At 66.3% G+C, this 25,530-nt stretch carries 21 protein-coding genes, 1 tRNA gene and 1 riboswitch; of the genes, 4 read left to right on the top strand and 18 right to left on the bottom strand.

Annotated elements, in window-relative coordinates; all coding sequences use genetic code 11:
- Positions 1-3: 3 nt before the first annotated feature.
- Together BLT71_RS05205 and BLT71_RS20320 are read left to right on the top strand one after the other, a co-directional pair.
- A complete protein-coding gene (locus BLT71_RS05205; RefSeq protein ID WP_091718194.1) occupies positions 4-1,497 on the top strand; it encodes a sensor histidine kinase in 1,494 nt (497 codons plus the stop codon).
- 133 nt (positions 1,498-1,630) lie between these two features.
- Positions 1,631-1,787: riboswitch (cyclic di-AMP (ydaO/yuaA leader) on the top strand.
- A gap of 3 nt (positions 1,788-1,790) precedes the next feature.
- The gene (locus BLT71_RS20320; protein ID WP_157693424.1) at positions 1,791-2,516 is read left to right on the top strand and encodes an aggregation-promoting factor C-terminal-like domain-containing protein; all 726 of its coding nucleotides are present in this window, start codon (positions 1,791-1,793) and stop codon (positions 2,514-2,516) included.
- A 202-nt stretch (positions 2,517-2,718) separates the two neighbouring features.
- Here BLT71_RS20320 and BLT71_RS05190 read toward each other — a convergent pair whose 3' ends face one another.
- The 3 genes from BLT71_RS05190 to BLT71_RS05180 all read right to left on the bottom strand — a co-directional run bounded on the left by BLT71_RS05190 (position 2,719) and on the right by BLT71_RS05180 (position 4,770).
- On the bottom strand, positions 2,719-3,087 hold the full coding sequence (locus BLT71_RS05190) for a VOC family protein (RefSeq protein WP_091723823.1): 369 nt from the start codon (positions 3,085-3,087) through the stop codon (positions 2,719-2,721).
- Positions 3,088-3,145: 58 nt separating this feature from the next.
- The gene (gene upp / locus BLT71_RS05185) at positions 3,146-3,781 is read right to left on the bottom strand and encodes a uracil phosphoribosyltransferase (protein ID WP_091718189.1); all 636 of its coding nucleotides are present in this window, start codon (positions 3,779-3,781) and stop codon (positions 3,146-3,148) included.
- A 98-nt stretch (positions 3,782-3,879) separates the two neighbouring features.
- Complete coding sequence (locus BLT71_RS05180; protein WP_407681235.1) at positions 3,880-4,770, bottom strand: phosphatase PAP2 family protein; 891 nt, start codon at positions 4,768-4,770, stop codon at positions 3,880-3,882.
- 58 nt (positions 4,771-4,828) lie between these two features.
- Between BLT71_RS05180 and BLT71_RS05175 the strand changes: the two genes are divergently transcribed.
- Positions 4,829-5,335, top strand: coding sequence for a nucleoside deaminase (locus BLT71_RS05175; protein ID WP_091718187.1), 507 nt, complete (start codon positions 4,829-4,831; stop codon positions 5,333-5,335).
- Between the two features lie 37 nt (positions 5,336-5,372).
- On the opposite strand, the gene BLT71_RS05170 is transcribed toward BLT71_RS05175, so the two are convergent.
- The 4 genes from BLT71_RS05170 to BLT71_RS05155 form a co-directional block, all read right to left on the bottom strand.
- A complete protein-coding gene (locus BLT71_RS05170; RefSeq protein ID WP_322788315.1) occupies positions 5,373-6,230 on the bottom strand; it encodes a glycosyltransferase in 858 nt (285 codons plus the stop codon).
- Between the two features lie 228 nt (positions 6,231-6,458).
- Complete coding sequence (locus tag BLT71_RS05165) at positions 6,459-6,854, bottom strand: 6-pyruvoyl trahydropterin synthase family protein (RefSeq protein WP_091718183.1); 396 nt, start codon at positions 6,852-6,854, stop codon at positions 6,459-6,461.
- A 62-nt stretch (positions 6,855-6,916) separates the two neighbouring features.
- Positions 6,917-7,939: a zinc-dependent alcohol dehydrogenase gene (locus BLT71_RS05160; protein ID WP_091718181.1), complete on the bottom strand. Its 1,023-nt coding sequence runs from the start codon at positions 7,937-7,939 to the stop codon at positions 6,917-6,919.
- A gap of 202 nt (positions 7,940-8,141) precedes the next feature.
- Positions 8,142-9,893, bottom strand: a complete 1,752-nt coding sequence (locus BLT71_RS05155) for an HNH endonuclease signature motif containing protein (RefSeq protein ID WP_231994449.1) — start codon at positions 9,891-9,893, stop codon at positions 8,142-8,144.
- A gap of 128 nt (positions 9,894-10,021) precedes the next feature.
- Between BLT71_RS05155 and BLT71_RS05150 the strand changes: the two genes are divergently transcribed.
- Positions 10,022-10,111, top strand: a tRNA-Ser gene (locus BLT71_RS05150).
- A 184-nt stretch (positions 10,112-10,295) separates the two neighbouring features.
- Here BLT71_RS05150 and BLT71_RS05145 read toward each other — a convergent pair.
- The 11 genes from BLT71_RS05145 to BLT71_RS05095 all read right to left on the bottom strand — a co-directional run bounded on the left by BLT71_RS05145 (position 10,296) and on the right by BLT71_RS05095 (position 25,502).
- On the bottom strand, positions 10,296-12,575 hold the full coding sequence (locus BLT71_RS05145) for a gluconokinase, GntK/IdnK-type (RefSeq protein WP_091718179.1): 2,280 nt from the start codon (positions 12,573-12,575) through the stop codon (positions 10,296-10,298).
- 29 nt (positions 12,576-12,604) lie between these two features.
- Positions 12,605-13,834 carry a D-mannonate dehydratase ManD gene (gene manD, locus BLT71_RS05140; RefSeq protein ID WP_056076642.1) on the bottom strand — a complete coding sequence of 410 codons (1,230 nt, stop codon included), beginning with the start codon at positions 13,832-13,834 and terminating at the stop codon, positions 12,605-12,607.
- A 109-nt stretch (positions 13,835-13,943) separates the two neighbouring features.
- On the bottom strand, positions 13,944-15,353 hold the full coding sequence (gene uidB, locus BLT71_RS05135) for a glucuronide transporter (RefSeq protein ID WP_091718177.1): 1,410 nt from the start codon (positions 15,351-15,353) through the stop codon (positions 13,944-13,946).
- A 268-nt stretch (positions 15,354-15,621) separates the two neighbouring features.
- Positions 15,622-17,001: a mannitol dehydrogenase family protein gene (locus BLT71_RS05130; protein ID WP_091723820.1), complete on the bottom strand. Its 1,380-nt coding sequence runs from the start codon at positions 16,999-17,001 to the stop codon at positions 15,622-15,624.
- An 89-nt stretch (positions 17,002-17,090) separates the two neighbouring features.
- On the bottom strand, positions 17,091-18,515 hold the full coding sequence (uxaC, locus tag BLT71_RS05125) for a glucuronate isomerase (RefSeq protein WP_091718175.1): 1,425 nt from the start codon (positions 18,513-18,515) through the stop codon (positions 17,091-17,093).
- A 73-nt stretch (positions 18,516-18,588) separates the two neighbouring features.
- Positions 18,589-19,659, bottom strand: a complete 1,071-nt coding sequence (locus BLT71_RS05120) for a LacI family DNA-binding transcriptional regulator (protein WP_091718173.1) — start codon at positions 19,657-19,659, stop codon at positions 18,589-18,591.
- 83 nt (positions 19,660-19,742) lie between these two features.
- The gene (locus tag BLT71_RS05115) at positions 19,743-20,909 is read right to left on the bottom strand and encodes a Gfo/Idh/MocA family protein (protein ID WP_091718171.1); all 1,167 of its coding nucleotides are present in this window, start codon (positions 20,907-20,909) and stop codon (positions 19,743-19,745) included.
- Positions 20,910-20,939: 30 nt separating this feature from the next.
- A complete protein-coding gene (locus BLT71_RS05110; RefSeq protein ID WP_231994448.1) occupies positions 20,940-21,800 on the bottom strand; it encodes a sugar phosphate isomerase/epimerase family protein in 861 nt (286 codons plus the stop codon).
- A gap of 47 nt (positions 21,801-21,847) precedes the next feature.
- Positions 21,848-22,729, bottom strand: a complete 882-nt coding sequence (locus BLT71_RS05105) for an ATP-binding cassette domain-containing protein (protein ID WP_091718167.1) — start codon at positions 22,727-22,729, stop codon at positions 21,848-21,850.
- Positions 22,726-24,564 carry a dipeptide/oligopeptide/nickel ABC transporter permease/ATP-binding protein gene (locus BLT71_RS05100; RefSeq protein WP_091718166.1) on the bottom strand — a complete coding sequence of 613 codons (1,839 nt, stop codon included), beginning with the start codon at positions 24,562-24,564 and terminating at the stop codon, positions 22,726-22,728. The genes BLT71_RS05105 and BLT71_RS05100 overlap by 4 nt, the downstream gene beginning before the upstream one ends.
- Positions 24,561-25,502, bottom strand: coding sequence for an ABC transporter permease (locus BLT71_RS05095; RefSeq protein ID WP_091718164.1), 942 nt, complete (start codon positions 25,500-25,502; stop codon positions 24,561-24,563). Before BLT71_RS05095 ends, BLT71_RS05100 begins: the two co-directional genes overlap by 4 nt.
- Positions 25,503-25,530: the final 28 nt, after the last annotated feature.

The following is a 25,530-nucleotide window of genomic DNA, read 5'->3' as shown; positions in this document are numbered from 1 at the left end:
GCCATGGCCCCTTCAGACGCTTCCTACACCCGGAGTTGGCTCAGGCCCGCAACCTGGCACCTGCGTACCCGCCTGATCGCCCTGGCCATGGCCCTGCTCATCGCCATCTGCGGTGCCGTTGGCATCGTGAGCTACGCATCGATGGACGCCTTCCTGACCCGGCAGCTTGATGACCAGCTCAGCCAGGCCGCCAACCTCGCCGACAACCCGGGCCGCCCGCCCTTTGGCGGCTTTAACGGACGGGATCCCCTGGACGCCCGGGGCCAAAGAATCGGCACCGTCAACGCGAGCATCCGCAACAGCCAGGTTAGTTCCGGCGGCTTCCTCGCCTCGGACACCACCCGCCAGCCCCTGTCCACAGAGGACAAGGAGACGCTCCTTGCGCTCGATGCCAACTCAAGGCCCGTGGACCGTTCGATGTCCAGCGGTGATTATCGGCTGATCGCGGTCCAGACAAGCTCCGGTGACATCCTGGTCACGGGACTCCCCCTGGCCGCCAAGGAAAGTACCCTCAGGTCCCTCGTGTGGACCTTCGTGTTCGTCTCGCTGGGCGGACTGCTGCTGATCGGCCTGGTGGGGACGGTGCTGATCCGCCGCACCATGAAACCGCTGGAACAGCTCTCCGAGGTTGCCACCAGGGTGTCGGAACTGCCCCTGGACGCCGGCGAGGTGGCGCTCGCCGTCCGCGTGCCGCCGTCGAACTCCAACCCGGGCACCGAAGTGGGCAGTGTGGGGCATGCGCTGAACCTCATGCTGGACAACGTGGCCAGCGCCCTGGAAGCCCGGCAGAAGAGCGAAACCAAGGTGCGCCAGTTCGTGGCGGACGCCTCGCATGAGCTCCGCACCCCATTGACCGCCATCCGCGGCTACACCGAGCTGATGCGGATGACGGAGGACTTCACTCCCGACGGTCAGAAATCACTGGCCCGGGTACAGAGCCAGTCCGAGCGGATGACGGCACTGGTGGAGGACCTGCTGCTCCTGGCGCGGCTGGATGAGGGCCAGCCGCTCAAGCTGGCCGAGGTGGACCTGACGCAGCTGGTGGTGGAAAGCGTCAACGACGAAAAGGTCATGGCCCCCAGCCACACCTGGCGGCTCGATCTTCCCGCGGAGCCGGTGCTGGTGAACGGGGACGGCGCGCAGCTGCGGCAGGTGCTCATGAACCTGCTGTCCAACGCCCGGAAACACACCCCTGCCGGAACCACCGTGGTGGCCGGCGTCGGCACGGCTCCGGACGGCGCCGCCGTCGTGACGGTCACGGACGACGGCGGGGGCATACCGGCGGACTTCGTGGACCACGTCTTTTCACGCTTCGCCCGCGCAGACGCAGCCCGCAAGGGCAGCGGCGACCAGGCCGGCGCGGCCGTTGCAGAGGGCACCAGCGGGCTGGGCCTGTCCATCGTCCAGTCCATCGTGGAAGCCCACGGAGGCCGGGTAACGGTCACATCACGGCCGGGGATGACGGAGTTCGCGCTCCGGCTCCCGACTGTAGCCTGAATTCGCCAAGGCGACGCGCCGTCGTCGTGATGTCTGTTACCTAAATGTGACTTAAGCGCCGCTCTCCTGTACCGTCGATATGGTGCGGTTCCCGTTCGGGCCGCATATCCGGATGACGCCAAGCTCTGCCACTTCCCGGATTTCGCTTGAACTGAGGCAGAGGCGGGGGACCCACGTCCCGGGCAACGCAGTACTGCCCTTGGGGTTAAGCCAGCACGTGTATTTGCCGTGCGGCCGGATGCCCTCATCCGAACCCGACAGCTAACTCCGCAGGTGTGAGAGGCGAACTAAACATGTCTAAATTCACGGTAAAACCGCGCCCAAAATCGGCTCCGAGCCACAGCGCGCAGCCTGAAACCCGTAAGAAGTCTTCCTTCGGCAAGCGCGCCGCGGTCCTCGCAGTGTCCGCAGCGATGCTGGTGGGCGTAGGCGCCGCGGGCCAGGCCACGGATGCCATGTCCCGCGTGGCGGCCACCGGCTCAGAGTCCCCCGCTGCCGCCGATTCCCAGATGAGCATCGAGAAGAGCGAAATCCGCTCGAACCCGGCCGCGTCGGCGCCCGCCGAGCTCAAGGTTCAGCCCCAGGAAGCGGCACCGGCCCCCGCACCCGCGGCCGAACCTGCCCCGGCCGCAGCGCCCGCACCGGCCCCGGCCCCCGCACCGGAGGCTGCTCCGGCTCCCGCTCCCGAGCCCGCCCCCGTCGTCGCCGTCAACGATCCGGCCGGCGCACAGGCTTACGCGTCCGGCCAGCTGGCCAGCTACGGGTGGGCCCAGGACCAGATGCAGTGCCTGGTCACCCTGTGGACCAAGGAATCCGACTGGACCACCACCGCCACCAACGCCAGCAGCGGCGCCTACGGCATCGTCCAGTCCCTGCCCGCCGAGAAGATGGCGAGCTCCGGCCCCGATTACATGACCAACTACCGTACCCAGATCAACTGGGGCCTGAACTACATCAAGGAGCGCTACCAGTCCCCGTGTGGCGCCCTGAACTTCCACCTCGGTCACAACTGGTACTAAAAACCCTCACTGGCTGAGGCCTTCCGACCGGCCGCCGCCGAACCTTCCCGGTTCAGCGGCGGCCGTCGTCGTCTCCGCAGCCATGCGTGCGAGGTAGCAGTTTTTGGAGTTGACCCTCCGGCCGCCGAGCGGATCGGCACCTGCTTCGCCGTGGCGGCGAAATACCGCGAAGGCGTCGTGGTCCGGGGGCCGGGACGTGCCGTTACCGTCCCGGGATGTACTGGACGGCCCAGCGGTTGCCGTCGAGGTCTGCGAAGTACACGAAATGACCCCAGTCCTGGACATCCACATCGCTGACGTCCACGCCGTTGTTCTTCAGGTGGTCGTGGGCGGCCTGGATGTCACTGACCACCAGCTGGAGGTTGGAGCCTGTACCCGGAGGAGCGTCCGTGAGGCCTTCACCGATGCAGATGGAACATGCTGAGCCAGGCGGGGTCAGCTGCACGAAGCGGATGGACTCCGACGGACGTTCGTCGAAGTCGGCGTTGAAACCAACCTTGTTAACGTAGAAATCCTTGGCGCGGTCCACATCGGACACCGGGACAAACACGAGTTCAAGTTTCCAGTCCATTGCCACAGGCTACGGCCGGACCCCATATTGCGGAAGGCCTTCCGCCCGGTCAATGCGGTTAGCCGGCGATGCCGTACAGGCGGTCTCCCGCATCCCCAAGGCCCGGAACGATGTAGGACTTTTCGTTCAGCTTCTCGTCAATCGAGGCGAGGACGATGTGCACGTTCGCTTCGCCCAGTTCCTCCTCCAGCTTGGCCAGGCCCTCCGGGGCCGCAAGGAGGCAGATGCACGTGACGTCCGAGGCCCCGCGCTTGAACAGGAACTTGATGGCCTCGCGCAGCGTTCCGCCCGTGGCAAGCATGGGGTCCAGGACGAAGACCTGCCGGCCGGTAAGGTCCTCGGGCAGCCGCTCGGCATAGGTGATGATATCCAGGGTTTCCTCGTCGCGGGCCATGCCCAGGAAACCCACTTCTGCGGTGGGGACCAGCTTGGTCATACCCTCCAGCATGCCGAGGCCGGCGCGCAGGATGGGGACCACCAACGGCGTGGGCTTGGTGAAGGCCGTGCCCAAAGTGGTGCTGACCGGCGTCTCGATAGTGACGGGTTCGGTGCGGACCTCTCGCGTGGCCTCGTACGCCAGCAGTGTCACCAGCTCTTCGGTCAGCTGCCGGAACACGGGCGAAGGGGTGTTCTTATCCCGGAGGACAGTGAGCTTATGGGCGACCAGCGGGTGGTCCACAACGAGAGTGCGCATTGCTCAAAACTATCATCCGGCGCTGTCCCTGCCGGAGTTCCTGGCTTGGGCTCTTGGCGCGTGACCCGCCCGCCGGGGTGCGTCCCGGCGTCGTGAACCTACCCTCGGGGGTGCGTGCCGCCGTCGTGGTCCGTTCCGCGGCCGTGCGTGCCGCCGTCGTGGTCCGTTCCGCGGCCGTGCGTGCCGCCGTCGTGGTCCGTTCCGCGGCCGTGCGTGCCGCCGTCGTGGTGCATGGCGTCCGCTACGACATCGCGCACCACGGGACGCTCAAACGTGGGCGCCGGCCCGGCATGTTGCTTCCGCCGGATCAGATGGAACATCCGGTGGGCCAGGATGACGAACCCGACCCAGGCCAGGCCCAGCGTCCAGCCGGCAATGACGTCGGTCAACCAGTGGTGGCCCAGGAAAACCCGGCTCAGGCCCATGGAAACAATGAAGACGGTACCCGCGGTGATGGCCGTGATGCGGACGCTGAGGACCTGGAACTGCAGGCAGATGATGTACACCAGCACGCCGATCACCACCGTGGTGTTGAGGGTGTGCCCGCTGGGAAACGACGGCGAGTCTTCGTAGGGCGGAACAGCTTCGGAGTGGTCCGGCCGGGTCCGGCCCACCAGCCGCTTACCCAGGGTGGTGGCCGCGGTGGAAACCGCAGCTGCGCCGCCAACGAGGAGGAGCGGGCGCCACGACCTGCTGAGGAAGGTCAGCCACGCGGTGAGGAGCGTGGCGAGGATGGGCATGCCGATGCCGCCGCCAATGTTGGTGAAACCAGTGACGAACGCATCAAGTCCGGGATTCCGCAGTGACTGTGCGTAGTCCAGGGCGGGGATATCAAGGCTCGCCAGACCTTCGTCATCCACCACGTCCGAATACACTTCGGCGCCCAGCAGCGCCATGGCGACTATCAGGGTTCCGCCCACGGCCATGGTCAGCCACAAGGCGGCATACGGTTTGATCCAACGGTCCACGCGGTCCCGAACGGTACTCACGGCGCCTCCCCGGCATTCAGTACGCAGGCTTACTATCCCTCGAAACTATCATTGAGCCATGGTCTCCGCATCGAACAGTTACGACGAGTGGATGGGCCTCGCCCTGGCGGAGGCCCGCGCGGCACTCGCTACCGGCGATGTTCCTATTGGCGCCGTGGTGCTGGGGCCCGACGGCGAGGTGCTGGGTTCGGGGCGGAACCAGCGGGAGGAGCTCGGAGACCCCACCGCCCATGCCGAGGTGGTGGCCATCCGCCAGGCTGCAGAGCGGCTGCGGGAACTGGCACGGCTCGGCGGCGGTCCGGACGACGGGTGGCGGCTGTCCGACTGCACGCTGGTGGTCACGTTGGAACCATGCGCCATGTGCGCCGGGGCCATTGTTCTTGCCCGGATTCCCCGGGTGGTGTTCGGCGCCTGGGACGAAAAGGCTGGCGCTGCGGGGTCCGTGTTCGACATCCTCCGTGAACGGCGGCTCAACCACTGGGTGGAGGTCTACCCCGGCATCCGGGAAGACGAGAGCTCGGTGCTGCTGCGGGACTTCTTTGCGGATCACCGGACACGGTTGTAGTCGGCGGAGACCTTTTTAGTCTTGCCCTGGCTGGGCTCTACCCGGCGCCGGTCAGCGCACGCACGACGTTCCCGGCCGTCTTCTCCCAGCCGGGCAGGAGGCCACGCGCTTCCAGGGCCCGGCTGCGCCAGTCCCGCTGCACAGCGTGGTTCTCAAGCCACTGCCGAAGGGTCCGGCCGAGTACGGCTGCGTCCGCTTCGCCCCCGCGTGGCAGCGTCAGCGCCGCCCCAGGAAGGCGCATGCCGCCGTCGGCATCCTTCAGTGAGGCAAGGTCCAGCGCTTCGACCGCACCGGTCCCCAGCCGGACCACTACGGGGACGCCGCGGGCCAGCGACTCGGTGACCACCATGCCAAACGCTTCTTCGCGCGAGACAAGAAGGCTCAGGTCTGCACGGTTCCATTCCGCCTCAAGCGCATCCCCCGTCAACTCCCCCCTTAGCTGCACTCTTCCTGCCAGGCCGCTGCGGGCGATGGCTTCCTCCACCTGCCGGGCATAGGCCGGATCTACCTGCTCAGATCCGACCAGCGACGCCGTCCACTCCAGATCCTTGATGCCAGCGAGGCCTGCCACGGTGAGGCGTTGGTCCTTGTTGGGCAGCAATGCGGCCACGGCAAGGAGGTGTGGAGGGCGCGAGCCCGTGGCGGGTGGGGCCGGATCGGCTCCCGGCAGCGCGACCCGGGCGTTGGGAAGGCCGCGCGCCTTGAGGATTCCGGCCGCGCTGCTGCTGGTGCAAATGACACCCGCCGCCGCACGCAGTGCCCTTGCTTCTTTCTGCAACGCTTCCGGGCCGGAAGTTTCCGGGACGGGCATATGCACCAGGACGCTTATTTGCCGGCCCGCCTTGGCCGCAAATTCGAGCTCGTCCGGGGCGCCGACGGCGACCAGCCCGTCCACCAGCACCTCGGCTGACTGTTGCCTTTGCTCTGGCTCCCAGGCGCCTAGAACGCTGCCGAACCGGCGTCGTTCCTTGGCAGAAGCGTGGGGCCAGTTCCCTTTGATCGGAAGGACTTGCACCTCCCACCCCAGGTTTCCCAGGCCCTCAGCCAGGCGGGCGTTGTATACATTGCCGCCGGAGCTGTGGCGAATGTTGGCGGGGACCAGCAACCGCACCACGCGCATGGGTCAGGCGTTGAGGTCCAGCGAGAACGTGGCCCAGGCGTCCGGATTCTCGCGGAGGGTGACGTCGATCCCGTCCAGGTGGCGGCCGTCGTCGTCATCGCTGATTTTCTCCGCCACGGCCTGGGCTATGTACTGGGCGAGGGCCTCGGTGGTGCTGAGCTTGCCCTCGAAGTCGGGGTGTTCGTCCAGGTTTTTGTAATTCAACCCGTCGAGCACTTCCTCGATCACGGTTCCGGCGGCGCCGATATCCAGGACGATCGCGTTGTCATTCAGGGCACGACGGCGGAACGCCACCTCCGCGACGAACGTTGCGCCGTGCAGCCCCTGGGCGGGGCCGAAAGCCTCGCGCGGCAGGCTGTGGGCGATCATGAAGTGGCGGCGGACGGTCAGGCTGAACATGGATTTCCTCTGGCTCTGCTTGGTGAATCGGTGGGCTCGGCGTGTGCCGGCTGTTGGGTTTGTCAGACCGATCTTTCGGGCTGGCGGGCGGCGTCCTGCGGGTATTCGATGACGTGGCAGAGGGCTTCAAGGCTTCCATCGGACAGGCCCTGGACCACCTCGGGGAGGTCCTCAAAGGCTGACTGTCCGGTGAGGAAAGCGTCGAAGACGGGGTCGGTGAGCAGTGAGACGGCCAGGTCGAGGCGGTCGGCGTTGGTCCGGCGGTGCCGGCGGGACCGGGCCACCATGCCCACCTGGCTTGCCCTGATGGAGAGCCTCCGGGCGTGGAAGTCCTCCCCCAGGGGTACGGTCACCTTTCGGTCCGCGTACCAGGACATCTCGATGACGTCCCCGTCGTCGCCCACCAGCTGGAGGCTGCGTTCGAGGCCTTCCTGGGAGGCGGAGCAGTGGATCACGATGTCGCAGTCGTCCAGGGCGTCCTCGGGGCTCGTGAACTCGACGCCGATGGTGTCTGCCAGCTTCTTCCGTCCCGGATCCACGTCAACGAGTTGAAGACGCTGAAGAGGGAAGGTCCGCAGCAGGGTGGCCACCATCCCGCCCACCAGGCCGGCCCCGACGACGGCGACGCGGTCCCCCAGCTTCGGTTCGGCCTCCCACAGGGCATTGATGGCCGTTTCCACTGTTCCGGTGAGCACGGCACGCTGTGACGGAACGCCGTCCGGGATTCTTGTGAGGGCGTCCACCGGGACGACGTACCGGTCCTGGTGCGGGCTGAGGCAGAAAACGCGCTGCCCCTTCCACTCGTCCGGGCCTTCCTCCACGACGCCCACCGACAGGTAGCCGAACTTCACTGGCCCCGGAAAATCGCCTTCCTGGTGCGGGGCCCGCATTCCGTCGGCAACCCTTGGCGGCACCGCGCCCCGGTGGACCACCATCTCGGTGCCCCTGCTGATACCGGAGTACAGTGCGCGGACCAAGGCCTCCCCCGGCCCTGGGGCGGGCAGGTCCTCGGACCGGAGTTCGCCCTGTTCTTTCGCGGTGGTCCAGTAGGCGGTGGCACGGTGCGGCAATTCTGAATTAGTCATCTTGCTGTCGAATCTATCGGGACGGGCGTTCGGGAGGAAGGTCCGACGGCGGGTGTCGCCGTTTCAGCAGGTCCACGTCAGCGGGGTGGAAGCTACCTGGTGAATTCGACGTGGCTAGTTTCATTTGCTTGGTTCCTCGTAGGCACGGGCGCGTGGGCAGCAGTAGTTTCCTCGCACCTTCAGCCCTGCCGGTCATGTCAGGTCAGGTGAAGGAGAGCTCGTGTAGCCAGTGTTCCCGTTGCGGATCAGCGGGCAGCTCGAAAGGAGACGCGTAGAAGGCCTCCCAGAGCGGATCATCCGGAGAGAGATCGTCGGGGACGACACGGTCCTCGCAAGCGAATTCGGCGTCCAGTAACTCGTCGTCGGGAGGGTCGTCCAGGAGGTAGTCGGGGCAGACCGCAATGCCGGCAAGGATCCGTTGTTCCAGTGAGCCTGTCATGTGCAGCGCGTCGGGGAGTCGGGGTGGCCAGTGGGGTGGTTGGGGGTCGGGGTGTTGTGCTGGGTAGTGGCGGCCTGTGGGTGAGGTCCAGCCGGGTGGTTCGGTTGTGGTGGCTGGTGTGGGGGTCCAGCCGCTGTGGTGTTTGAGACGGTGATGTTTGGGGCAGAGCTGTGCCAGGTTGCTCACGCCTGTTGTCCCGTTGTGCTGCCAGGGGGTGAGGTGGTCGGTGTCGTTGTCCGTGGTGGGGTTGGTGCAGCCGGGGAACGTGCAGTGTCCGTCGCGCATCCTGATCCAGCGTTTCATCGCCTCCGACAACCGGTAGCTGGTCCTGCCAATCTCGAGCGGCGCACCGGTACGGGGGTCGACGAGGACCCGGTAAAACGAGGTCGCCCCGTCAGCAACGAGTTTGCGGGCCATGGCTGCCGGGATGGGCCCGTATCCGTCGAGGTCTGCCGGTTCGTCAGTGCTGCCCAACATTGTAAATATCGGGATGGTGACCAGCACGTCGGCTTTCGGGGCGGGAATCTTGCTGAGGTCAACGAAGTATGGGTCGGTCCCGGCGCCGGTAGCAGTGCTGGTTCCGGTCTCACCGGCCCAGGGAACCCCGTGGGTAGCGGTTACGTCGCCGGGCTCTTGGCCATCGTCGGTGCGGCTAGTCGCATCGCCGCCGGCCTGGGCGCCGAGCAGGAGCGCGGCGGCGACGTCCGGCCGCAACTGGGTAAGGGTGCGGGTTTCGCCGGGGCCTTGGAGGCCGCGGGCGATGGCTGTGGTTTTGTTCCAGATGGCGCAGGCGGTGTCCCCGGGGAGGATCAGGGTGATCGTTGCCATCCCGTCGGCCTCGGGGCGGTATTCCATCCGCCGCTCCGCCACACACTTCGCATGCCGGATTGCAACGGAGGCGGGGTAGCTGCGTTCTCGCCAGGTCCTGACTTTCCGGCGGAACAGGTGCGGCACCAGGTCACCGGGTGCGGACCCGCGGGCCGGGTTCGGGGCGTCCGGGTCGAAGAAATGCGCCACCAACGCCTCAGCATTCTCGGGGGCGAGGCAGTCCGTTTCGTCGGCCACGATCACCGCGTGCCGCCACGACACCGCACCCGCCGCCAGTGCGGCCGCGACCGCCGGCATCGCACAGACTTTCCGGGACTGGCTGATGAACGCCGCCGCGGCGCCAGGGCTGAGGGTCAGGACCCCGGCGACCTCCGCCGTCGTGGACATCTCAACGAACGCCCGCTCCGAACCTGTGGCCTCCGGCGGTGTCATCGCCTCCTGGAACTCCGCGAACTCCGCAGCGTCCCGTGCTTTACCCGCAGCTACCTGGGCTTCCAACTGCTTCCAGAACGCCAGCCGCTGCAGCCGAAGCTCCGACTTCCGCTCCAACACATCGATTGCTTCACGGGCCACGGTGTCAGGGGCATCCCGGTCCAGCTCGAACTCACCCAGAAACAACGCGTCGAGGCCGGCGACAGTGGCCCGAAGACCCTCCATCGCCGCTGCCCCAACCACTGCGTTTCCCATAAAGGCATCATCGCGCGAGGGTCTGACATTCACAGTGAACCCGTTAGACCGTCGACGGCCCTTCTCCGAGCGTTCGCCAAGGCGTCGTTTTGGGGATGTGAGCCTTGCTCCGGTACCCTATTGAGGTTGGTGACGTGTCCGAGCGGCCGAAGGTGCAACACTCGAAATGTTGTTTGGTGTAAAAGCCAACGTGGGTTCAAATCCCACCGTCACCGCCACTTAGAAGGCCCCCGTTCCTCTCGAGGAACGGGGGCCTTCTGCGTTTCTGGATTCACCGCAGCCCCCAATTTGTCGGCCTGAACATAGCCCGCCGCGGGGCCCACCTGGCTGCCCAGCGGACACAAAACAAAGCACCGGACGCAGGGGGTCTCCCCGCGCCCGGCGCTCTGAGCCCGGCGGCTGTTACAGCCGGGTGTCGAAGGAATCGCAGAACACGTTGTCGTTGAACGTGCCTTGGAATTCGGATTTGCCCTGGATCTTCGCCACGGCAGCCCTGATGGCCTCACGCGAGCCGGCGTGCGCATGGATGGCGGTCTTCACCATCGGCACGTCAATGAGGTGGTTCGGCTGGTTCAACGAGACGAACACCGTGGGGACCTCCGTGGCGTACCACGGAATTTCGGCCGCCATCGGTGAGGACCATTTGATCCTGATAGCTGCCTCCTGCGCGAAGCCCTTGACGTTGGCGAACACGAAGGCAGCGTCATACCGGTCCGCGTAGTCGGCGGTGGCCTCTTCAGCCAGGACGGACATAAAGTTCACCCCGGTCTCCCCCGTGGCCTCGCGCTGCTCGGCAGTCCGGAACAGGTCCACCTCGAAGCCGGCGGCGACCAGCTCCTCCTTGACCGTTTCCAGGTACGCCAGCGGATCGGCCCGGGTGAAATCGGCCCCGCCGGAGATGCCGTAGAGCCGGATCCGGGGATGCGTTTCGGGCGTGATGGGCAGGTTCCCGGCGGTGTCCTTGACCAGCGTGACGGTCTTGTCGGCCACCTCGGCGGCGATGGCACGGTGCGTGTCAGAACCTATGACCGAGAGTGCCGAAGCCGGCGGCACCAGCTCCTCCAAGGATTTGCGGTGCAGCCCCAGCGAGGCCTTCAGCCCAAGGATCCGCCGCAGCGCGTCCTGCAGCCGCTGCTCCGTGATCACGCCGGACTTGTAGCCGTCCAGCATGAACTGGAAGTCCTCCGCAGGGTTCCGGAAGAACAGGAACATGTCGCAGCCGGCCGCGATGGTTGCCGGCACCAGGTCCTTGCGCTTCTGCGCCTGGGTGAGGCCCACCATCAGCGAGGCATCGGTGAGGACAAGCCCGTTGAAGCCGAGTTCGCCGCGCAACAGGTCCTGCAGCAGTTCCGGCGCAAGCGTCGCGGGCAGGATTTCGGCATCGGACAGCCCCGGACGGAAGTGCCGCGACACCTCCGGCGCTCCAATGTGGCCCACCATGATGGACTGCACGCCGTGCCCGATCATCTCGCGGTACACGTGCCCGTATGTCCGGTCCCACTCCTCGTAGGAGAACGTGTTGTAGGACGTGACCACGTGCTGGTCGCGTTCGTCCACGCCGTCGCCCGGGAAGTGTTTCATGGCGCAGACGGTGGGCGATTCGCCGATCCCGTCGAAGTACTCCTTCGCCCGCTCCACCACGATCTCCGGGGTGTTGCCGAACGAGCGCGTGGAGATGACCGTGTTCCGCCAGTTGTAATGGATGTCCACGATCGGCGCGAACGCCCAGTTGCAGCCCAGGGCCGCAGTCTCGACGCCGGCCACCTGGCCCATCTGGCGCGCAATGTTCTTGTCCGGGTGGGAGCCAGCCTGGAGGTGCGTGGAAACGAACGTGCCATCGTCGCAACTTCCTGCCCCGCCCATTTCCGGGTTGGAGGCGATCAGCAGCGGCACGCGGGACTTCGACTGCGCGTACCGGATGTGCTCCTGCACGGCGGCGGATGGCCCCGGGCGGTATCGCATGCCGCCCACGTGGTAGTTCTCCAGCACACCGTCGAGGTACTCGGGCGCGTAGCCGTTGTTGTGATTGATGAAAAGCTGCCCGATCTTTTCCTCGAGCGTCATCGAGCTGATGGTTTCTTCCACCCAGGCCACCGCGTCGCCGTCGAGATTGAACGGCGCGGCCGCCAGGTCGACGTCGAACTGCCGCGGCCGCGTGCCTGCGCTACCGGAGGAAGGACGTACGACGGCGGCAATGTTGGCGAGTGCCGATGCCACCACTTCGTCAACGGGTGCTGAGATGTCGACGACGAAGCCGGCTTCGTCCGCTTCCAGCGGTTCCAGCGTGGCGAGCTGGGAGTCCAGCAGCGTGGTGGGCATGAAGTGCCCGGAACGGCCTTCGAGCCGGCGGGCGAGGACATCCTTGCTGCCGTGCAGGTGCAGGAACACCGTGTCCGGCGCCTGCTCTCGGATGGCGTCGCGGTAGCTGCGGCGCAGTGCGGAGCAGGCCAGGACCAGTCCCCCGTCGCCGGCCTTGGCCAGCTCCGAACCCACCGTGGCCAGCCAGGGCCAGCGGTCGTCGTCCGTGAGCGGGGTTCCCGCGGCCATCTTGGCGACGTTCTCCACGGGGTGGAGCGAGTCGCCGTCGAGGAACGGGACGCCCAGCTCGCGGGCCACGAGGTCGCCGATGGTGGTCTTTCCGCAACCGGAAACACCCATGACGATAATGCGATGCTTAGTCATTGCTGCTGCCTCACCAGTCATGCCCGCGTTCACCAGTCATGCACGGTGCCGTCAACCAGGCGGTTGTACGGCAGGTAGGCCTGCTGGTAGGGGAATGCCGCGGCGGCTTCCTCGTTGAACTCGACGCCGATGCCCGGCTCGTCGCCCGGGTGCAGGTAGCCGTCCTTGAAGGTCATGGACTGGTGGAAGACCTCGTTGGTCTTGTCCGAGTGCTGCATGTACTCCTGGATGCCGTAGTTGTGGATGGCCAGGCCCACGTGCAGCTGGGCGGCGAAGCCCACCGGGGAGATATCGGTGGGGCCGTGGAAGCCGGACTTGATCTGGTACTGGGCGGCGAAGTCCATCACCTTCTTCAGCGGGGAGATACCGCCGAAGTGGGTGGAGGCTGCGCGGACGTAGTCGATCAGCTGTTCCTTGATGATGGTCTGGTAGTCGTACACGGTGTTGAAGATTTCACCGATGGCCAGCGGCGTGGTGGTGTGCTGGCGAACCAGGCGCAGGGCTTCCTGGTTCTCGGCAGGGGTGCAGTCCTCGAGCCAGAACAGATCGTACGGTTCCAGGGCCTTACCAAGCTTCGCGGCCTGGATGGGCGTCATCCGGTGGTGGCCGTCATGCAGCAGCGGGATTTCCGGGCCAAACTCGTTCCGGACGGCCTCGAACACACTGGGCAGGTGGCGCAGGTACGCGCGGGTGTCCCAGTCCTCCTCCACGGGGAACGCGCCGCGGCCGGCGGGCTCGTAGTCGTAGCGTTCGCCGGAGGCCTGCGCCTGGGCGGCGACACCGTACACGGCCTTGATGCCCGGGACGGCGGTCTGGATCCGGATGGACTTGTAACCCAACTCCAGGTGCTCGCGCACGGAGTCAAACAGGGATGGAATGTCCGCGCCAGAGGCGTGGCCGTAGGCACGCAGCCCGTTGCGCGACGCACCACCCAGGAGCTGGTAGACCGGCATGCCGGCCACCTTGCCCTTGATGTCCCACAGCGCCATGTCCACGGCGGCGATGGCCGCCATGGTCACGGGGCCCCGACGCCAGTAGGAGGACCTGTACAGGAACTGCCAGGTGTCTTCGATCCGGTGCGGGTCCTTGCCGATCAGCAACTGGGCCACGTGCTCTTTCAGGTACGCGGCGACGGCGAGTTCACGGCCGTTCAGGGTGGCGTCACCAATGCCTGTCACACCGTCCTCGGTGGTGATCCGGAGGGTCACGAAGTTACGCGACGGGCTGGTGACGAACACTTCGGCGGCAATGATTTTCACAGCTGGTCCTTTCGAGCGGGGCTGGCCTGCGGGCTGGTCTGGTGGCCCTGGGTTGGTGGGCCGGGTTTGGCGAACTGGTACTGATGGGGCTGGTGCCGGTGCGGCGGGGCTAGCTTCTGTGCGCTGCGGGCGCCGCTGCGGCGGGGGCTGCAGCCTGCTGGACGGAGCCGGCATCCGATGTGCCTTCTGGCTCCGCGCGGCGGGCCTTGATGTCCCGAAGAATGCCTGCATGCATGTCGTCGGTGAGCTTGTAGCGGGACATCACCAGCACGGCCAGGAGGGTGAGGACGGCCGGGATTGCGCCCGCTGCAACCTGGATTCCGAACGCGGCCTCGGCGGTCTGGGCAGCCCCGGATTTATAGCCGCCCAGGGCCAAAGCGTAGGCCGCGAGGGCGCCGCCCACCGCCTGCCCGGTCTTGCGGGTGAAGGAGAAGAGCGCGTAGGTGATGCCCTCGGTGCGGACACCGGTCTTCCATTCGCCGTACTCCACGGTGTCCGCTTCAAGGGCCCACACCACGATGTTGACGGCCATGACGCCTACCAGGCTGACAACGAGGCCGCCGAAGCCGATCCAGGTCTGGCTGGCCGGGGCGAGGAAGATGATGATGCCGCCAACGATCGTGACAACCGAGGCGTAGATGTAGACGTTCTTCTTGCCGATGGTGCGGACCAGCCGCGGCATGATGGCCGCCAGCACGAAGGTGAGGACCAGCTGCACGATGGAGAGGACCGGGTACAGGTCCAGCCGGCCCAGCACGTCGCGCAGGTAGTACAGCTGGACCGAGGTCAGGGCCAGGTAACCGGTGAGGAACAGGAAGGAGCTCAGGCACAGCATCAGTAGCGGTTTGTTGCTTTTGAGGGTGTCCACGCTCTGCTTGAGGGATACGTTGGGGACCGAACGGTGGACGCGCTCCTTGGCCGTGAAGACGGTGAAGAAGTACAGCGCGGCACCTATCACCACGAAAGCGAGGGTGATGCCGGTGAAAGTTGCCTGCAGGTTGGCGCCGGGCTTGATCAGCGGGGCGACGAAGATACCCAGGGACGAGCCCACCAGCGCCGCGCCGATCATGCGGGCGGAACCGAGCTTGGCCCGCTCCCCCGGATCCTGCGTCATGGCGCCGGCCAACGAGCCGTAGGGGATGTTCACCAGGCTGTAGGCCAGGCCCAGGGCGGCGTAGGTGACGTAGGCGTAGAGGAGGGTGCCGGTTTCGCCGATCTGCGGCACGGAGAACGTGGCAACGCTGAGCAGGAGCAGCGGGATGGAACCGAACATAATGAACGGGCGGAACTTGCCGAACCGCTTGCTGAAGGTCCTGTCCACGATCCGTCCGGCGAAGACGTCCGCGAAGGCATCGAAGATCCTGACGGCCAGCAGCAGCGTTCCTGCGGCTGCCGCCGAAATCCCGGCAACATCCGTGTAGTAGACCAGCAGGAACATGGTGGCAGTGGTGAATGCCAGGTTGTTGGCGGCATCGCCGGCGCCATAGCCGACGATGCTGAGCCGGTTCAGCTTCTTCACGAGGGGCTCCTTTACCCACTGCCGCGAGGCAGCACATTGAATAAGTCTGGTTGTAATCCTAGTCACTTGGCAAGCAAATGGCAAGCGGTTGCCATCTGGTTTTTGCCCTGCAGAATTTGCTGCGCGCTACGGGTTTCCTGATCCATTTCGCATCGCGGAAATGACGCGGGCCAGCGCACGCAAAACTGCCCGGACGCGCGGTGCGTCCGGGCAGTTCCCTAAGGCAGGTGGGCGCGGCCGTCGGACCGACGGGCAGGCCGAGGGCGACCTATGCCCCTTGGCGGGCGAAGCTTCCTGCGAGTCCGGCTACCAGTTCCACTACGGCGCCATCCCGTGAGAGCGGGACGCTCAGCAGGGCCAACAGGGCACGCACCCGGTCTGCTCCGGCCAGCGCGCAGGCAGCCGCAATGTCATCTGACAGCGGGTCCTGGACAGTCCGGCCGCCTTCTGTTGCGTCGATGCAGAACGCAACCCACGCCGCGATTATGGCGGCCGCGCCCTCACCGGACCTCCCGCCGTCGCGCTCTGCCGTCAGGACGGGAACGGCACGCATCCGCAGCTTGGTGCTGCCGTCCATGGCGATCTGGGTGAGGTGATGCGCAATCCGCGCATTGCGAAACCGCGCCAGGAGCTGCTCCCGGTAGGCCGGAATTTGGAGATCTGCACCGTGGGCTGCCGCGCCCGTGAGGTTGGCCTCCGCTTCGTTCCAGAAACGTTCGACGGCGGCCAGGCACACCGGGTCTGCCAGGGCTTCGGCAACGGTTGCGTGCCCGCGGAGCTGGCCGGCGTAGGCCAGCAGCGAGTGGGCGCCATTGAGCAGCCAGAGCTTGCGGTTCTCGTACGGTTCGATCTCGTCGACGAAGACGGCCCCGGCGTCCTCCCAGCGCGGGCGTCCGGCCGGAAAGTCACCGCTGAGCACCCAGTTGCGGAACGGCTCGGCCACCACCGGTGAGTTATCGAAGTAGCCGCATGCGGCCTTGACGGACTCGACGTCGGCATCCGTGGTCCGCGGCGTGATGCGGTCCACTGAAGTGCTGACGAAGCTGGTGTTCTCAGCTATCCAGGCAGCCAGCTCCGGATCCCAGGCCTCCGCCATGCCCACTACCGCGGTGCGGGCCACGGTGCCGTTGTTGGAGAGGTTGTCGCAGCAGACGACGGCGAGCGGTCCGGCGCCGGCAGCCTTGCGGGCGGCGAGTGCCCGGACCAGGCGGCCCACCGGAGTGGCCGGCCGGCCGGCGGGCCCGGCTGCGAGTTCCTGGAGGTCTGCGGCGACGCCCGGGGCTTTCCGGTCCAGCTGGCCGTCGGCACCGAGTCCATAGGCGGCCTCGGTGATGGTCAGCGTGACGACGGCGGTGCCGGCGGCGGCGATCAGCGCGGCGAGGCGGCCGGCGTCGGCCCCGTTCACCGCTTCGACGATGCTGCCAACGACCTCGAAGGTGTCACCGGAGTCCCCCCGCTCGACCACCGTGTACAGGCCATCCTGCTGTGACAGGGCCTCCGCCGCGTCCGGGCGGCGTCCGGTGAACGCTGCGATCCCCCACTCGGCGGCATCCCCGGCGTGCTGCGTGTACCAGGCCTGGTGCGAACGGTGGAAGGCGCCAAGCCCCAGGTGGACGATCCGGACAGGTGCCTTGGGCGCGGGCCGCAAGGCCCGGCTGAGCTGCGGGACGGCAGGTGCCGCGGCCCCGCGATGGGTAGCGCCGGCGTCGGACGGTCCGGCGGCAGTCTTTTCGATAGTCACAGCTTGAAGACCCTTCGTGGGGAGCCGTCAACGATGTCGACGATGAGCTCGTGGGCGCGCTCCTCAGTGACCCGATGCTCGGCCACCAGGCGGGCCAGGAAGGAGGCCTCGATCCGGCGCGAGGCGTCATGCCGGGCGGGAATGGAGCAGAAGGCGCGCGTGTCATCGATGAAACCGGACGAGCGGGAGAACCCGGCCGTCTCGGTGACGGCGGAGCGGAAGCGGAGCATGGCGTCCGGGGCATCGAGGAACCACCACGGTGCGCCGAGGAACACGGACGGGTAGAACCCGGCCAGGGGTGCCAGTTCCCGGGAGAAGACCGTCTCGTCCATGGTGAACAGCACCAGGTGGAAGTCCTTGGCGGTGCCGAAATCCTGCAGCAATGGCCGGACCGCCTCGGTGTAGTCGATGGCGAAGGGGATGTCGTGGCCGCTGTCTGCGCCGTAAGCATTGAACGTGGGTTCGTGGTGGTTACGGTACGAGCCGGGGTGAATGGTCATCACCAGCCCGTCCTCAACGGACATCCGGGCCATCTGGTACATCATGTGCGCTTCAAAGTCCTCGCGGTCCTGGGCCGTGGCCTTGCCGGAGCGGGCAACATCGAACAGGCGGGACGCGTCGGAATCGCTGAGCTTGAGGGTTCGCGGCGTGCGGACGCCGTGGTCCGCGGAGACGGCGCCGTTGTCCACGAAGTAGCGGCGGCGGTTCTCGAGGGCGGTGATGTAGGCGCCGTAGTCCGTGCCGCCGTCGCCCGCGGCCGCGATGAGGCGTTCCACGTTGTCCCGCCACTGCGGGTGCGCGATGTTCAGGTACTGGTCCGGCCGAAACGTGGGCAGGACGCGGCCGTGGAAGGACGGATCCGCGGCGATGGCCTGGTGGCTGGACAGGGTGTCAAGCGGGTCATCGGTGGTGGCGAGCACCTCGATGTTGAAGTCCTTGAAGAGCTCGCGGGGCCGGAAGCCGGGCTCCTGGAGGCGCGCGGAGATGGCGTCGTAGCTGGAATCGGGGTCCCCGGCGTCCGGCTCTTCCTGGAGTCCGAACACGCTCTGGAACTGGGTACGCAGCCAATAACCGGAGGCAGTGCCCTCGAACAGCGGCCAGGCCTTGCAGAACTCGCGCCATACGGTGCGGGCATCCGGCACCGCGTTGGGGTCGCCGTGGGCGCCCGTCTGGGGCCGCAACAGGTCCTGGTCTACACCGCTGGCGTGGATCAGGCGCGTGACGTAGTGGTCAGGGCTGACCAGCAGCGCTGCCGGGTCAGGGAAGGCGGTGTTGTGCTCGATGACGGCGGCGTCAACGTGGCCGTGGGGGGAAATGATGGGCAGGTCCTGGACGCGTTCCAGCAGGCCGCGGGCAATGCTCCGCGTTCCGGGGTCAGCGGGCAGGAGCCGGTCGGGGTGGGAAGCAATGGACTGTGACATAGATCAATGATCGTTTTGGCAACGGGCTTTTGTCAACCGGTTGCCAAAAATTGCCATTCGATGGCGCAGGGTGTCAGGCGGGGTGGTCCGCCGCCAGGAGCCGGCCGCTGGAACCGCGCAGGACCAGTTCGGTTTCCACCTGCAGGGCCGGGGACACTTCCTCCGCGCCGTGCAGCACCTCCAGCAGCAGGGTTGCCGCCTCGGTACCGCAGGCCGTCATCGGCGACCTGATGGTGGTCAGCGCCGGGGTGGTGAAGTCCGCGCCGAAAATATCGTCGAAGCCCACAATGCTGATCCGGTCCGGAACCTGCACGCCCGCGGCCTGCAGCTCCTGCATTAGGCCGATGGCGAGGAGGTCGTTGTATGTCATCACTGCCGTTGCGCCGCTGGCGACGACGTCGCGCGCAACCTGCCTGCCGCCGTCGACCGTTGGCTTGTGCGACGGGAGCTGGACGCACTCCAGGTGGGACCACTCGCAGGCAGCCTTGACGCCTTCCCAGCGGCGGGTGGTCATCCAGGACTGCAGCGGCCCGGCAACGTAGGCGACCTTCCGGTGGCCGTTGGCGGCGAGGTTCCGCACGGCCTCGCCGATGCCCTTGTTTACATCCGGCACCACCGAAGGGACGCCGTCCACCTGGCGGTTGATGACCACCACGGGCTTCTCCTGGGCGAGTTCGCGGATACGGGCATCGTCCATGCGGGGGCTGGCCAGGATGAGGCCGTCCACCGTGGTCAGCATGCGGCGCGCGGCCGTCAGTTCGGTGTCTGCGGATTCGGCGGACTCTGCGAGCATCAGGGTGTAGTCGCGGGCTGTGGCCGTGGACTCGGCCCCGCGGATGATGCCGAAGAACGTGGGGTTGGTGATGTCAGCGACGATCAGGGCCAGGGTATTGGTGCGGCCGGTGGGCAGGGCGCGGGCGAACGGGTTGACCCGGTACTCGAGCTGGGCGGCGGCGTCCTCGATCAGCTTTTGGGTCTTTGCGCTGACGCGGCCAGGCTTGCTGAGCGCGCGGGAAACTGTGGAGGGGTTCACGCCGGCCAGCTTGGCAATGTCGTAGATGGTGGCGCTCGATTTGCCGCTGCGGACCGGTTTCCGGGCTTCGGCGGATGAATCGGATAGGTCCTGCGTCCTGGATTCGCTCACTGCCCCATCCTAGCGAGGGAAGGACCGGAAATGGCCAGCGGTTGCCCTCTTGTTGCAGGGTAACCACTGGCCATCGAGGCAGGTCAGCTCCGCTCGGGGAACTGGCCTTCGGCGGCGATCCGCTTGTTCAGCTCGGCCAGGAACACGTCCTCATCGAAGTCCAGGCCCACTTCGGTGCCGGTCCAGCTGGAGAGGTGGATGGCGTTGGCCAGGCGGACGCCGTTGATGCCGTCGGAGCCCGGGGCCAGCAGTGGCGTGCCGTCCAGGATGTTGGCGGCGAAGTTCTCCAGGACGCCGGCGTGCTGGCCGCCCCAGACGGACTCGAACTCGATGACCTCGGTGGTGTAGTACTCCTCGGGCTTCAGCTGGCCCATGAAGAGCTTGCGGACATCTTCCATGCCCATGCCGTCGCTGAGTTCCCGCTCGGGCTTGTTCAGGCGCGTGACGGTGGCGGTCTTGGAGCCTTCGACCACGATCTTGCCCTGGTCGCCCAGGATCTCGAAGCGGTCGGTGCCGGTGAGGTCGTGCGTGGCGGTGACAAAGACGCCGGTGGCGCCGTCGCCATAGTCGACCACCGCTGTGACCTCATCCTCGACGGCGATGTCCCGGCGGAAGCCGTAGGCCACCTTGGCGTAGACGGACTTGGGCACACCGCAGATCCACTGCCACAGGTCCAGCTGGTGCGGGGCCTGGTTGACCAGGACGCCGCCGCCCTCGCCGCCCCAGGTGGCCCGCCAGGCGCTGGAGTTGTAATAGCCCTGCGGACGCCACCAGGTGGTGATGATCCAGTTGGTCCGGCGGATGGCGCCGATCTCTCCGTTGTCCACAATTTCCTTGATCTTGCGGTACAGCGGGTTGTTGCGCTGGTTGAACATGATGGCGAAGGAGAGTTCCGGCTTTGACGCCGCGAACTCGTTCAGTTCCTTGACCTGCTTGGTGTAGACGCCGGCAGGTTTTTCCACCAGGGCGTGGATGTTGCGCTGCAGCGCCGCGATGCCCATTTCGGGGTGGAGGTAGTGCGGGACGCAGGTGACGACGGCGTCCACGTCGCCGCTGTCGAGCATGGCGATGTAGTCGTCGTGGAAGGGGACGTCCGGGTAGGTTGACGCGGCGAGATCCTTCTTGGCGGGATCAGTGTCGCAGATCGCGCCGATTTCAATGTTGGGGACCAGGCCGTCCGCGATGAACTTGGCGTAGGCGCCGCCCTGCTGGCCCAGGCCGATGATGCCGAGGCGTACTTTCTTGCTCATGTGGTTGTACTCCGTTTGTTCGTTCGAAAATTAGAAGAGGTCCGCGTGGCCCATGGCGGCCAGGTTGTCATAGGAGGTCTGAAGGGCATCCCATACGGTGCGGCCGTACAGCTCGTCCTGTTCCACCAGCAGGTACTGGGCACCGGCGTCGACGGCGGCGGGAACGATGGAGGGGAAGTCCAGGTTGCCCTCGCCCACCTCGGCGAACTGCACCACATTCTTGAATTCGGCCATGAAGCCGGGGAAATCACCCTTTTCCAGCAGCCCGAACGATGATTCCGGCATCTGTCCGATCCGGTAGTCCTTCAAGTGCACCATGGCCGTGCGGCCGGCGTACTTTTCCAGCGTGCGGACCGGGTCAAGGCCGCCGCGCTGCACCCAGTGGACGTCGATTTCCATGCCCATGGCCGGGGAGTTGTCCGCGATGATGTCCAGCATGTACTTGCCGTCAAACTTCGCGAACTCGATGTGGTGGTTGTGGTAGTACAGGCTGATGCCGTGCTCTTGGAGCCGTTCCGCATACCCGTTCGCTTGCCTGGCAAAGTCCACCACAGCCTCGATGGACTTCATGGCGGGAAAGGGCAACATGCCGATCCGCAGCAGCGAGGTGTCCAGGCGCTTGGCGTCGTCCACGATCTTGTCGAAGTTCTCCGCCAGCGACTCCACGGGCATGCCCTTCCGGCCTTCGACATTGACGGACAGCGCCGCGATGTCCATGCCGAGTTCGCTGCGGGACCGGTCCAGTTCGGCCACGTTCTCCGGCGTCATGGGGATCTGTGAGATCTCCACCGCGTTGTAGCCGATTGCGCTGACCTTGCGCAGTGTCTCGAACGCTCCGATGTCCGCGAAGCTGTCCTTGAGCATCATGGCTTGTACGCCTATTTTGGCCACGTCATTCCTCCGTTGTTCTTCTCGTTAGCCTGCAACCGAATCCCCGCTCAGGCGAGGACGGCTGCCTGTTCGTTCTGCTGCCGCTGCTGTTCGAGCAGGCGGTGCCTGTCGGCTCGGCGCTGTTCCTGGCGGTCCGGGTCCGGGACCGGGGACGCGAGCAGCAGCCGCTGGGTGTAGGGGTGCTCGGGGTTCCGGGTCACGACGTCGGCGGGGCCCTGCTCCACGATCCCGCCGCGGTACATCACGGCTACGCGGTGGCTGATGTGCCGGACCACGTCCAGGTCATGCGAGACGAAAAGGTAGGACACACCGGTATCACGTTGGATCTGCAGGAACAGGTCCAGCACCACCGCCTGGGTGGACAGGTCCAGGGCGCTGACCGGTTCGTCGCAGACGATCAGCTTGGGTGAGAGGGCGAGTGCGCGGGCGATGGCCACGCGCTGGCGCTGGCCGCCGCTGAACTCGCGGGGCAGGCGGCTGATGGCGTCGGCGGGGAGCCCCACCTGGTCCAGGAGTTCGCGGACCCGTTTCTTGGCCTCCGCCGGTGACTTGCCCTGCACGCTGAGCGGTTCGGCCAGGATGTCGCCGATTTCCAGGGCGGGGTTCAGGGACGTGTAGGGGTCCTGGAAGACCACCTGCAGGTCCCGGCTGAGTTTCCGCCGCTCCTTGCGGGTGGCCTGGCTGATGTCGTTGCCCTCGAAGATGACCTTCCCCCCTGTGACCGGCGCCAGGCCGAGGACTGCACGGCCCAGCGTGGTCTTGCCCGAGCCGGACTCCCCCACCAGGCCAAGGGTCTCACCCTGGCCGATGCTGATGTTGATGTCCGACAGGGCACGGAACGGCTTGGCGCGGAACCCCTTCCCGGGGTACTCCACAGCGAGTTTTTCCACCCGGAGCAAATCCTTGAACGCGGCATCGGTGCTGGTCATTTGACGGCCTCCTTGGCGGGCGCGGAGACGAGCATGGTCATGGGTTCCTTGCCTTCGAGCATGGAGGACAGCAGCATCTGCGTGTACGGGTCTTTCGGTTCGCGCAGGATGGTCCGGACGGGACCTTCCTCCACGAGGCGGCCGTTTTGCATGACCACCACGCGGTCGCAGAGGTCCGAGACGACGCCGAAGTTGTGCGTTACCAGGATGACGCCCACGTTAAGGCGGCGCTGCAGGTCCCGGATGAGGTCCAGGACGTCTGCCTGGACGGTCACGTCGAGGGCGGTGGTGGGTTCGTCGGCGATGATCAGGTCCGGTTCGCAGCTGATGGCCCCGGCGATCAGCACGCGCTGGGCCATGCCGCCGGAGACTTCGTGCGGGTAGGCCTGGAAGGTCCGCTCCGGGTTGGCGATGCCGACGTCGGAGAGCAGTTTCATGGCGCGCTTGGTGGCCTCGGCCTTGGAGATGCCGAGCACGCGCACCATGGGCGTCACCAGCTGGTAGCCGATGGTGAAGGCGGGATCCAGGTTGGACATGGGCTCCTGCGGAATGTAGGAAATCCGCTTGCCGCGCAGTTTGGTGAGCCGCTCCTGGCTGACCTTTTCCTCGCCCGGGGCAACGGTGTAATTGCCGTCGAACTGGATGGAGCCTGCCACGATCCGGGCGGTGCCGGGCAGCAGTCCCAGGATGGAAAAGGCGGTCTGGGACTTGCCGGAACCGGATTCGCCTACGATGCCGAGGATCTCGCCGCGGTCCACGTGGAAGGAGACGTCGTCCACCACTTTCTTGATGGAACCGTCCGCCTGCGGGTAGCCCACGCCGAGGTTGGTGACCTTCACCAGGTGATGTTCGGTGCCGCTTTCGACGGCGGCCACGGCGCCGCGTGCCTGGCGCACCTTGGCGGGTGCCGGCGTCGTGCGTTCCGTGGCAGAAGCCGAAGCTGCGGCCTTGCGCTTCCGCTGCTTGATCTTCTCGCCGTCCTCCAGCGCGTCGCGGACCGCGTTGCCCAGCAGGACCAGGGCACCGACCGCGAGGCCGATGGCCACCGCCGGCCAGAGCAGGAGCGTGGGGGTCAGGTAGACGTTCTTGAAGCCCTCGCTGAGCATGACGCCCCAGGTGGCAACGGTGGGGTCGCCGAGGCCGAGGAATTCGAGGCCGGACTGGACGCTGATGGCAACGCCGCAGACCATGGCGGTCTGGATGATGATGGGCGCGCGGACCACGGAGAATATGTGGCGGCTGATGATGCTGCGGTCGCTGAGGCCGGCAACGCGGGCGGCGTCGACGTACAGCTCGTTGCGCACCGACTGGACAGAAGTCCGGGTGAGCCGGAAATAGCCGGGGCTGAGGAGGATGCCGAAGGCAATCATCGAGATCCACACGGAGGGGCCGAAGGCGGCCCGCACCGTGAGCAGGACGATGATGCCGGGCAGGCTCATGAGGATGTTGACGAACCAGCCGGCGATGCCGTCGAATTTTCCACCGTAGTAGCCGGCCACCAGGCCTGCGGGGAGGCCGATGCCGATGGCGACGGCGGCGCAAAGCAGTGCCGAGAGCAGCGTGGTGCGGGCGCCGAAGGCGAGGCGGCTCCAGACGTCGCGGCCGACGCTGTCAGTGCCCAGCAGGTGGTTGGCGTCCGGGGCGGCGAGGGTGGAGGCGATATCCGCGAAGTTTTCGTCGAAGGGTGCCAGGACGTCGGCGAGGACAGCCATGGTGACGAGGACCCCCAGGATGGCCAGCGCAATCAGGCCCATGGGGTTGCGGAGGACTTTGTGGATGACGTGGGACCGGACAACGACGCCGGTCTGGCCGGTGAGCTCGACAAGCTGGCTCATGAGACACGCACCTTGGGGTTCAGCCAGCCGTTGATGAGGTCCACCAGCAGGTTGACGATGATGACGATGACGACGGTATAGAGGACGACGCCCATGACCAGGGGGATGTCGCCCATGGTGGTGGACAGGACGGCGAGGTTGCCGATGCCGGGCAGGGCGAAGATCTGCTCGATGATCACCACGCCGCCCAGCATGCCGATGAACTGCAGGCTGAGGACTGTCAGCCCGGTGGGCGCGGCGCTCCGGAGGACGTGCTTGAACAGGATTTCGCGTTCCGGGATGCCACGGCTGCGCAACGTGCGGACGTAGTCCCGCTCGAGCTGCTTGATGACGGCGCTACGGACCTGCTGGGCGCCGCCGGTGACGCCGTTGATGACCAGCGCGATGGCGGGAAGCGTCAGGGAAGCGGCCCATGCTGAAGCTCCGGCGTCCGGAGCGATGCTGGACGTGGCCGGAAAGAGCTTGAGCTGGATGGCGAACAGCGTGACCAGGATGATGGCCAGGACGAACCCGGGAATGGCGTCGCCGACGATGGCACCGGTCTGGACCACCCTGTCGATCCAGCCGCGCTTGACGGCTGCGGCCATGCCCAGCACTGTGGCGAGGACGGCGATGAGCAGGATGGCGGCGATCACCAGGGTAAGGGTGATCGGAAGCCGGGTGGCGATGGCGGTGGCCACGGGTTCGCCGGTGAACCATGAGCGGCCGAAGTCGCCGGTGATGGAGTGTCCGGCCCAGTCCAGGAACCGTACGGGCAGCGGCTGGTCCAGGCCCAGCTCCGTTTCCTTCTGAGCCACCTGCTCCTGGCTTGCGTACTCCCCCAGGATGTTGCGGGCAATGTTGCTGCTGGAGAAATACAGCAGGAAGTAGGTCAGGAAGGAAATCGCACACAGGACGACAAGCCCCGCAGCAATCTTCCGGATGATGAACTGAACCATAATGCGCTCCGTTGGGCGTTGGCCGTTG

It is taken from the genome of Pseudarthrobacter equi (assembly GCF_900105535.1).
Lineage (GTDB): Bacteria > Actinomycetota > Actinomycetes > Actinomycetales > Micrococcaceae > Arthrobacter > Arthrobacter equi.
Note: the sequence above shows the minus strand (reverse complement) of the source record. Positions and strands in the feature narration are given on the sequence as shown.

Coding starts and splice junctions, on each gene's coding strand:
- BLT71_RS05175 (WP_091718187.1), top strand. CDS start 4,829: ATGGTCTCCGCATCGAACAGTTACGACGAGTGGATGGGCCTCGCCCTG.
- BLT71_RS05160 (WP_091718181.1), bottom strand. CDS start 7,939: ATGACTAATTCAGAATTGCCGCACCGTGCCACCGCCTACTGGACCACC.
- BLT71_RS05155 (WP_231994449.1), bottom strand. CDS start 9,893: ATGGGAAACGCAGTGGTTGGGGCAGCGGCGATGGAGGGTCTTCGGGCC.
- BLT71_RS05145 (WP_091718179.1), bottom strand. CDS start 12,575: ATGACTAAGCATCGCATTATCGTCATGGGTGTTTCCGGTTGCGGAAAG.
- BLT71_RS05205 (WP_091718194.1), top strand. CDS start 4: ATGGCCCCTTCAGACGCTTCCTACACCCGGAGTTGGCTCAGGCCCGCA.
- BLT71_RS20320 (WP_157693424.1), top strand. CDS start 1,791: ATGTCTAAATTCACGGTAAAACCGCGCCCAAAATCGGCTCCGAGCCAC.
- BLT71_RS05115 (WP_091718171.1), bottom strand. CDS start 20,909: ATGAGCAAGAAAGTACGCCTCGGCATCATCGGCCTGGGCCAGCAGGGC.
- BLT71_RS05095 (WP_091718164.1), bottom strand. CDS start 25,502: ATGGTTCAGTTCATCATCCGGAAGATTGCTGCGGGGCTTGTCGTCCTG.
- BLT71_RS05190 (WP_091723823.1), bottom strand. CDS start 3,087: ATGGACTGGAAACTTGAACTCGTGTTTGTCCCGGTGTCCGATGTGGAC.
- uxaC (WP_091718175.1), bottom strand. CDS start 18,515: ATGTCACAGTCCATTGCTTCCCACCCCGACCGGCTCCTGCCCGCTGAC.
- BLT71_RS05105 (WP_091718167.1), bottom strand. CDS start 22,729: ATGACCAGCACCGATGCCGCGTTCAAGGATTTGCTCCGGGTGGAAAAA.
- BLT71_RS05100 (WP_091718166.1), bottom strand. CDS start 24,564: ATGAGCCAGCTTGTCGAGCTCACCGGCCAGACCGGCGTCGTTGTCCGG.
- upp (WP_091718189.1), bottom strand. CDS start 3,781: ATGCGCACTCTCGTTGTGGACCACCCGCTGGTCGCCCATAAGCTCACT.
- BLT71_RS05165 (WP_091718183.1), bottom strand. CDS start 6,854: ATGTTCAGCCTGACCGTCCGCCGCCACTTCATGATCGCCCACAGCCTG.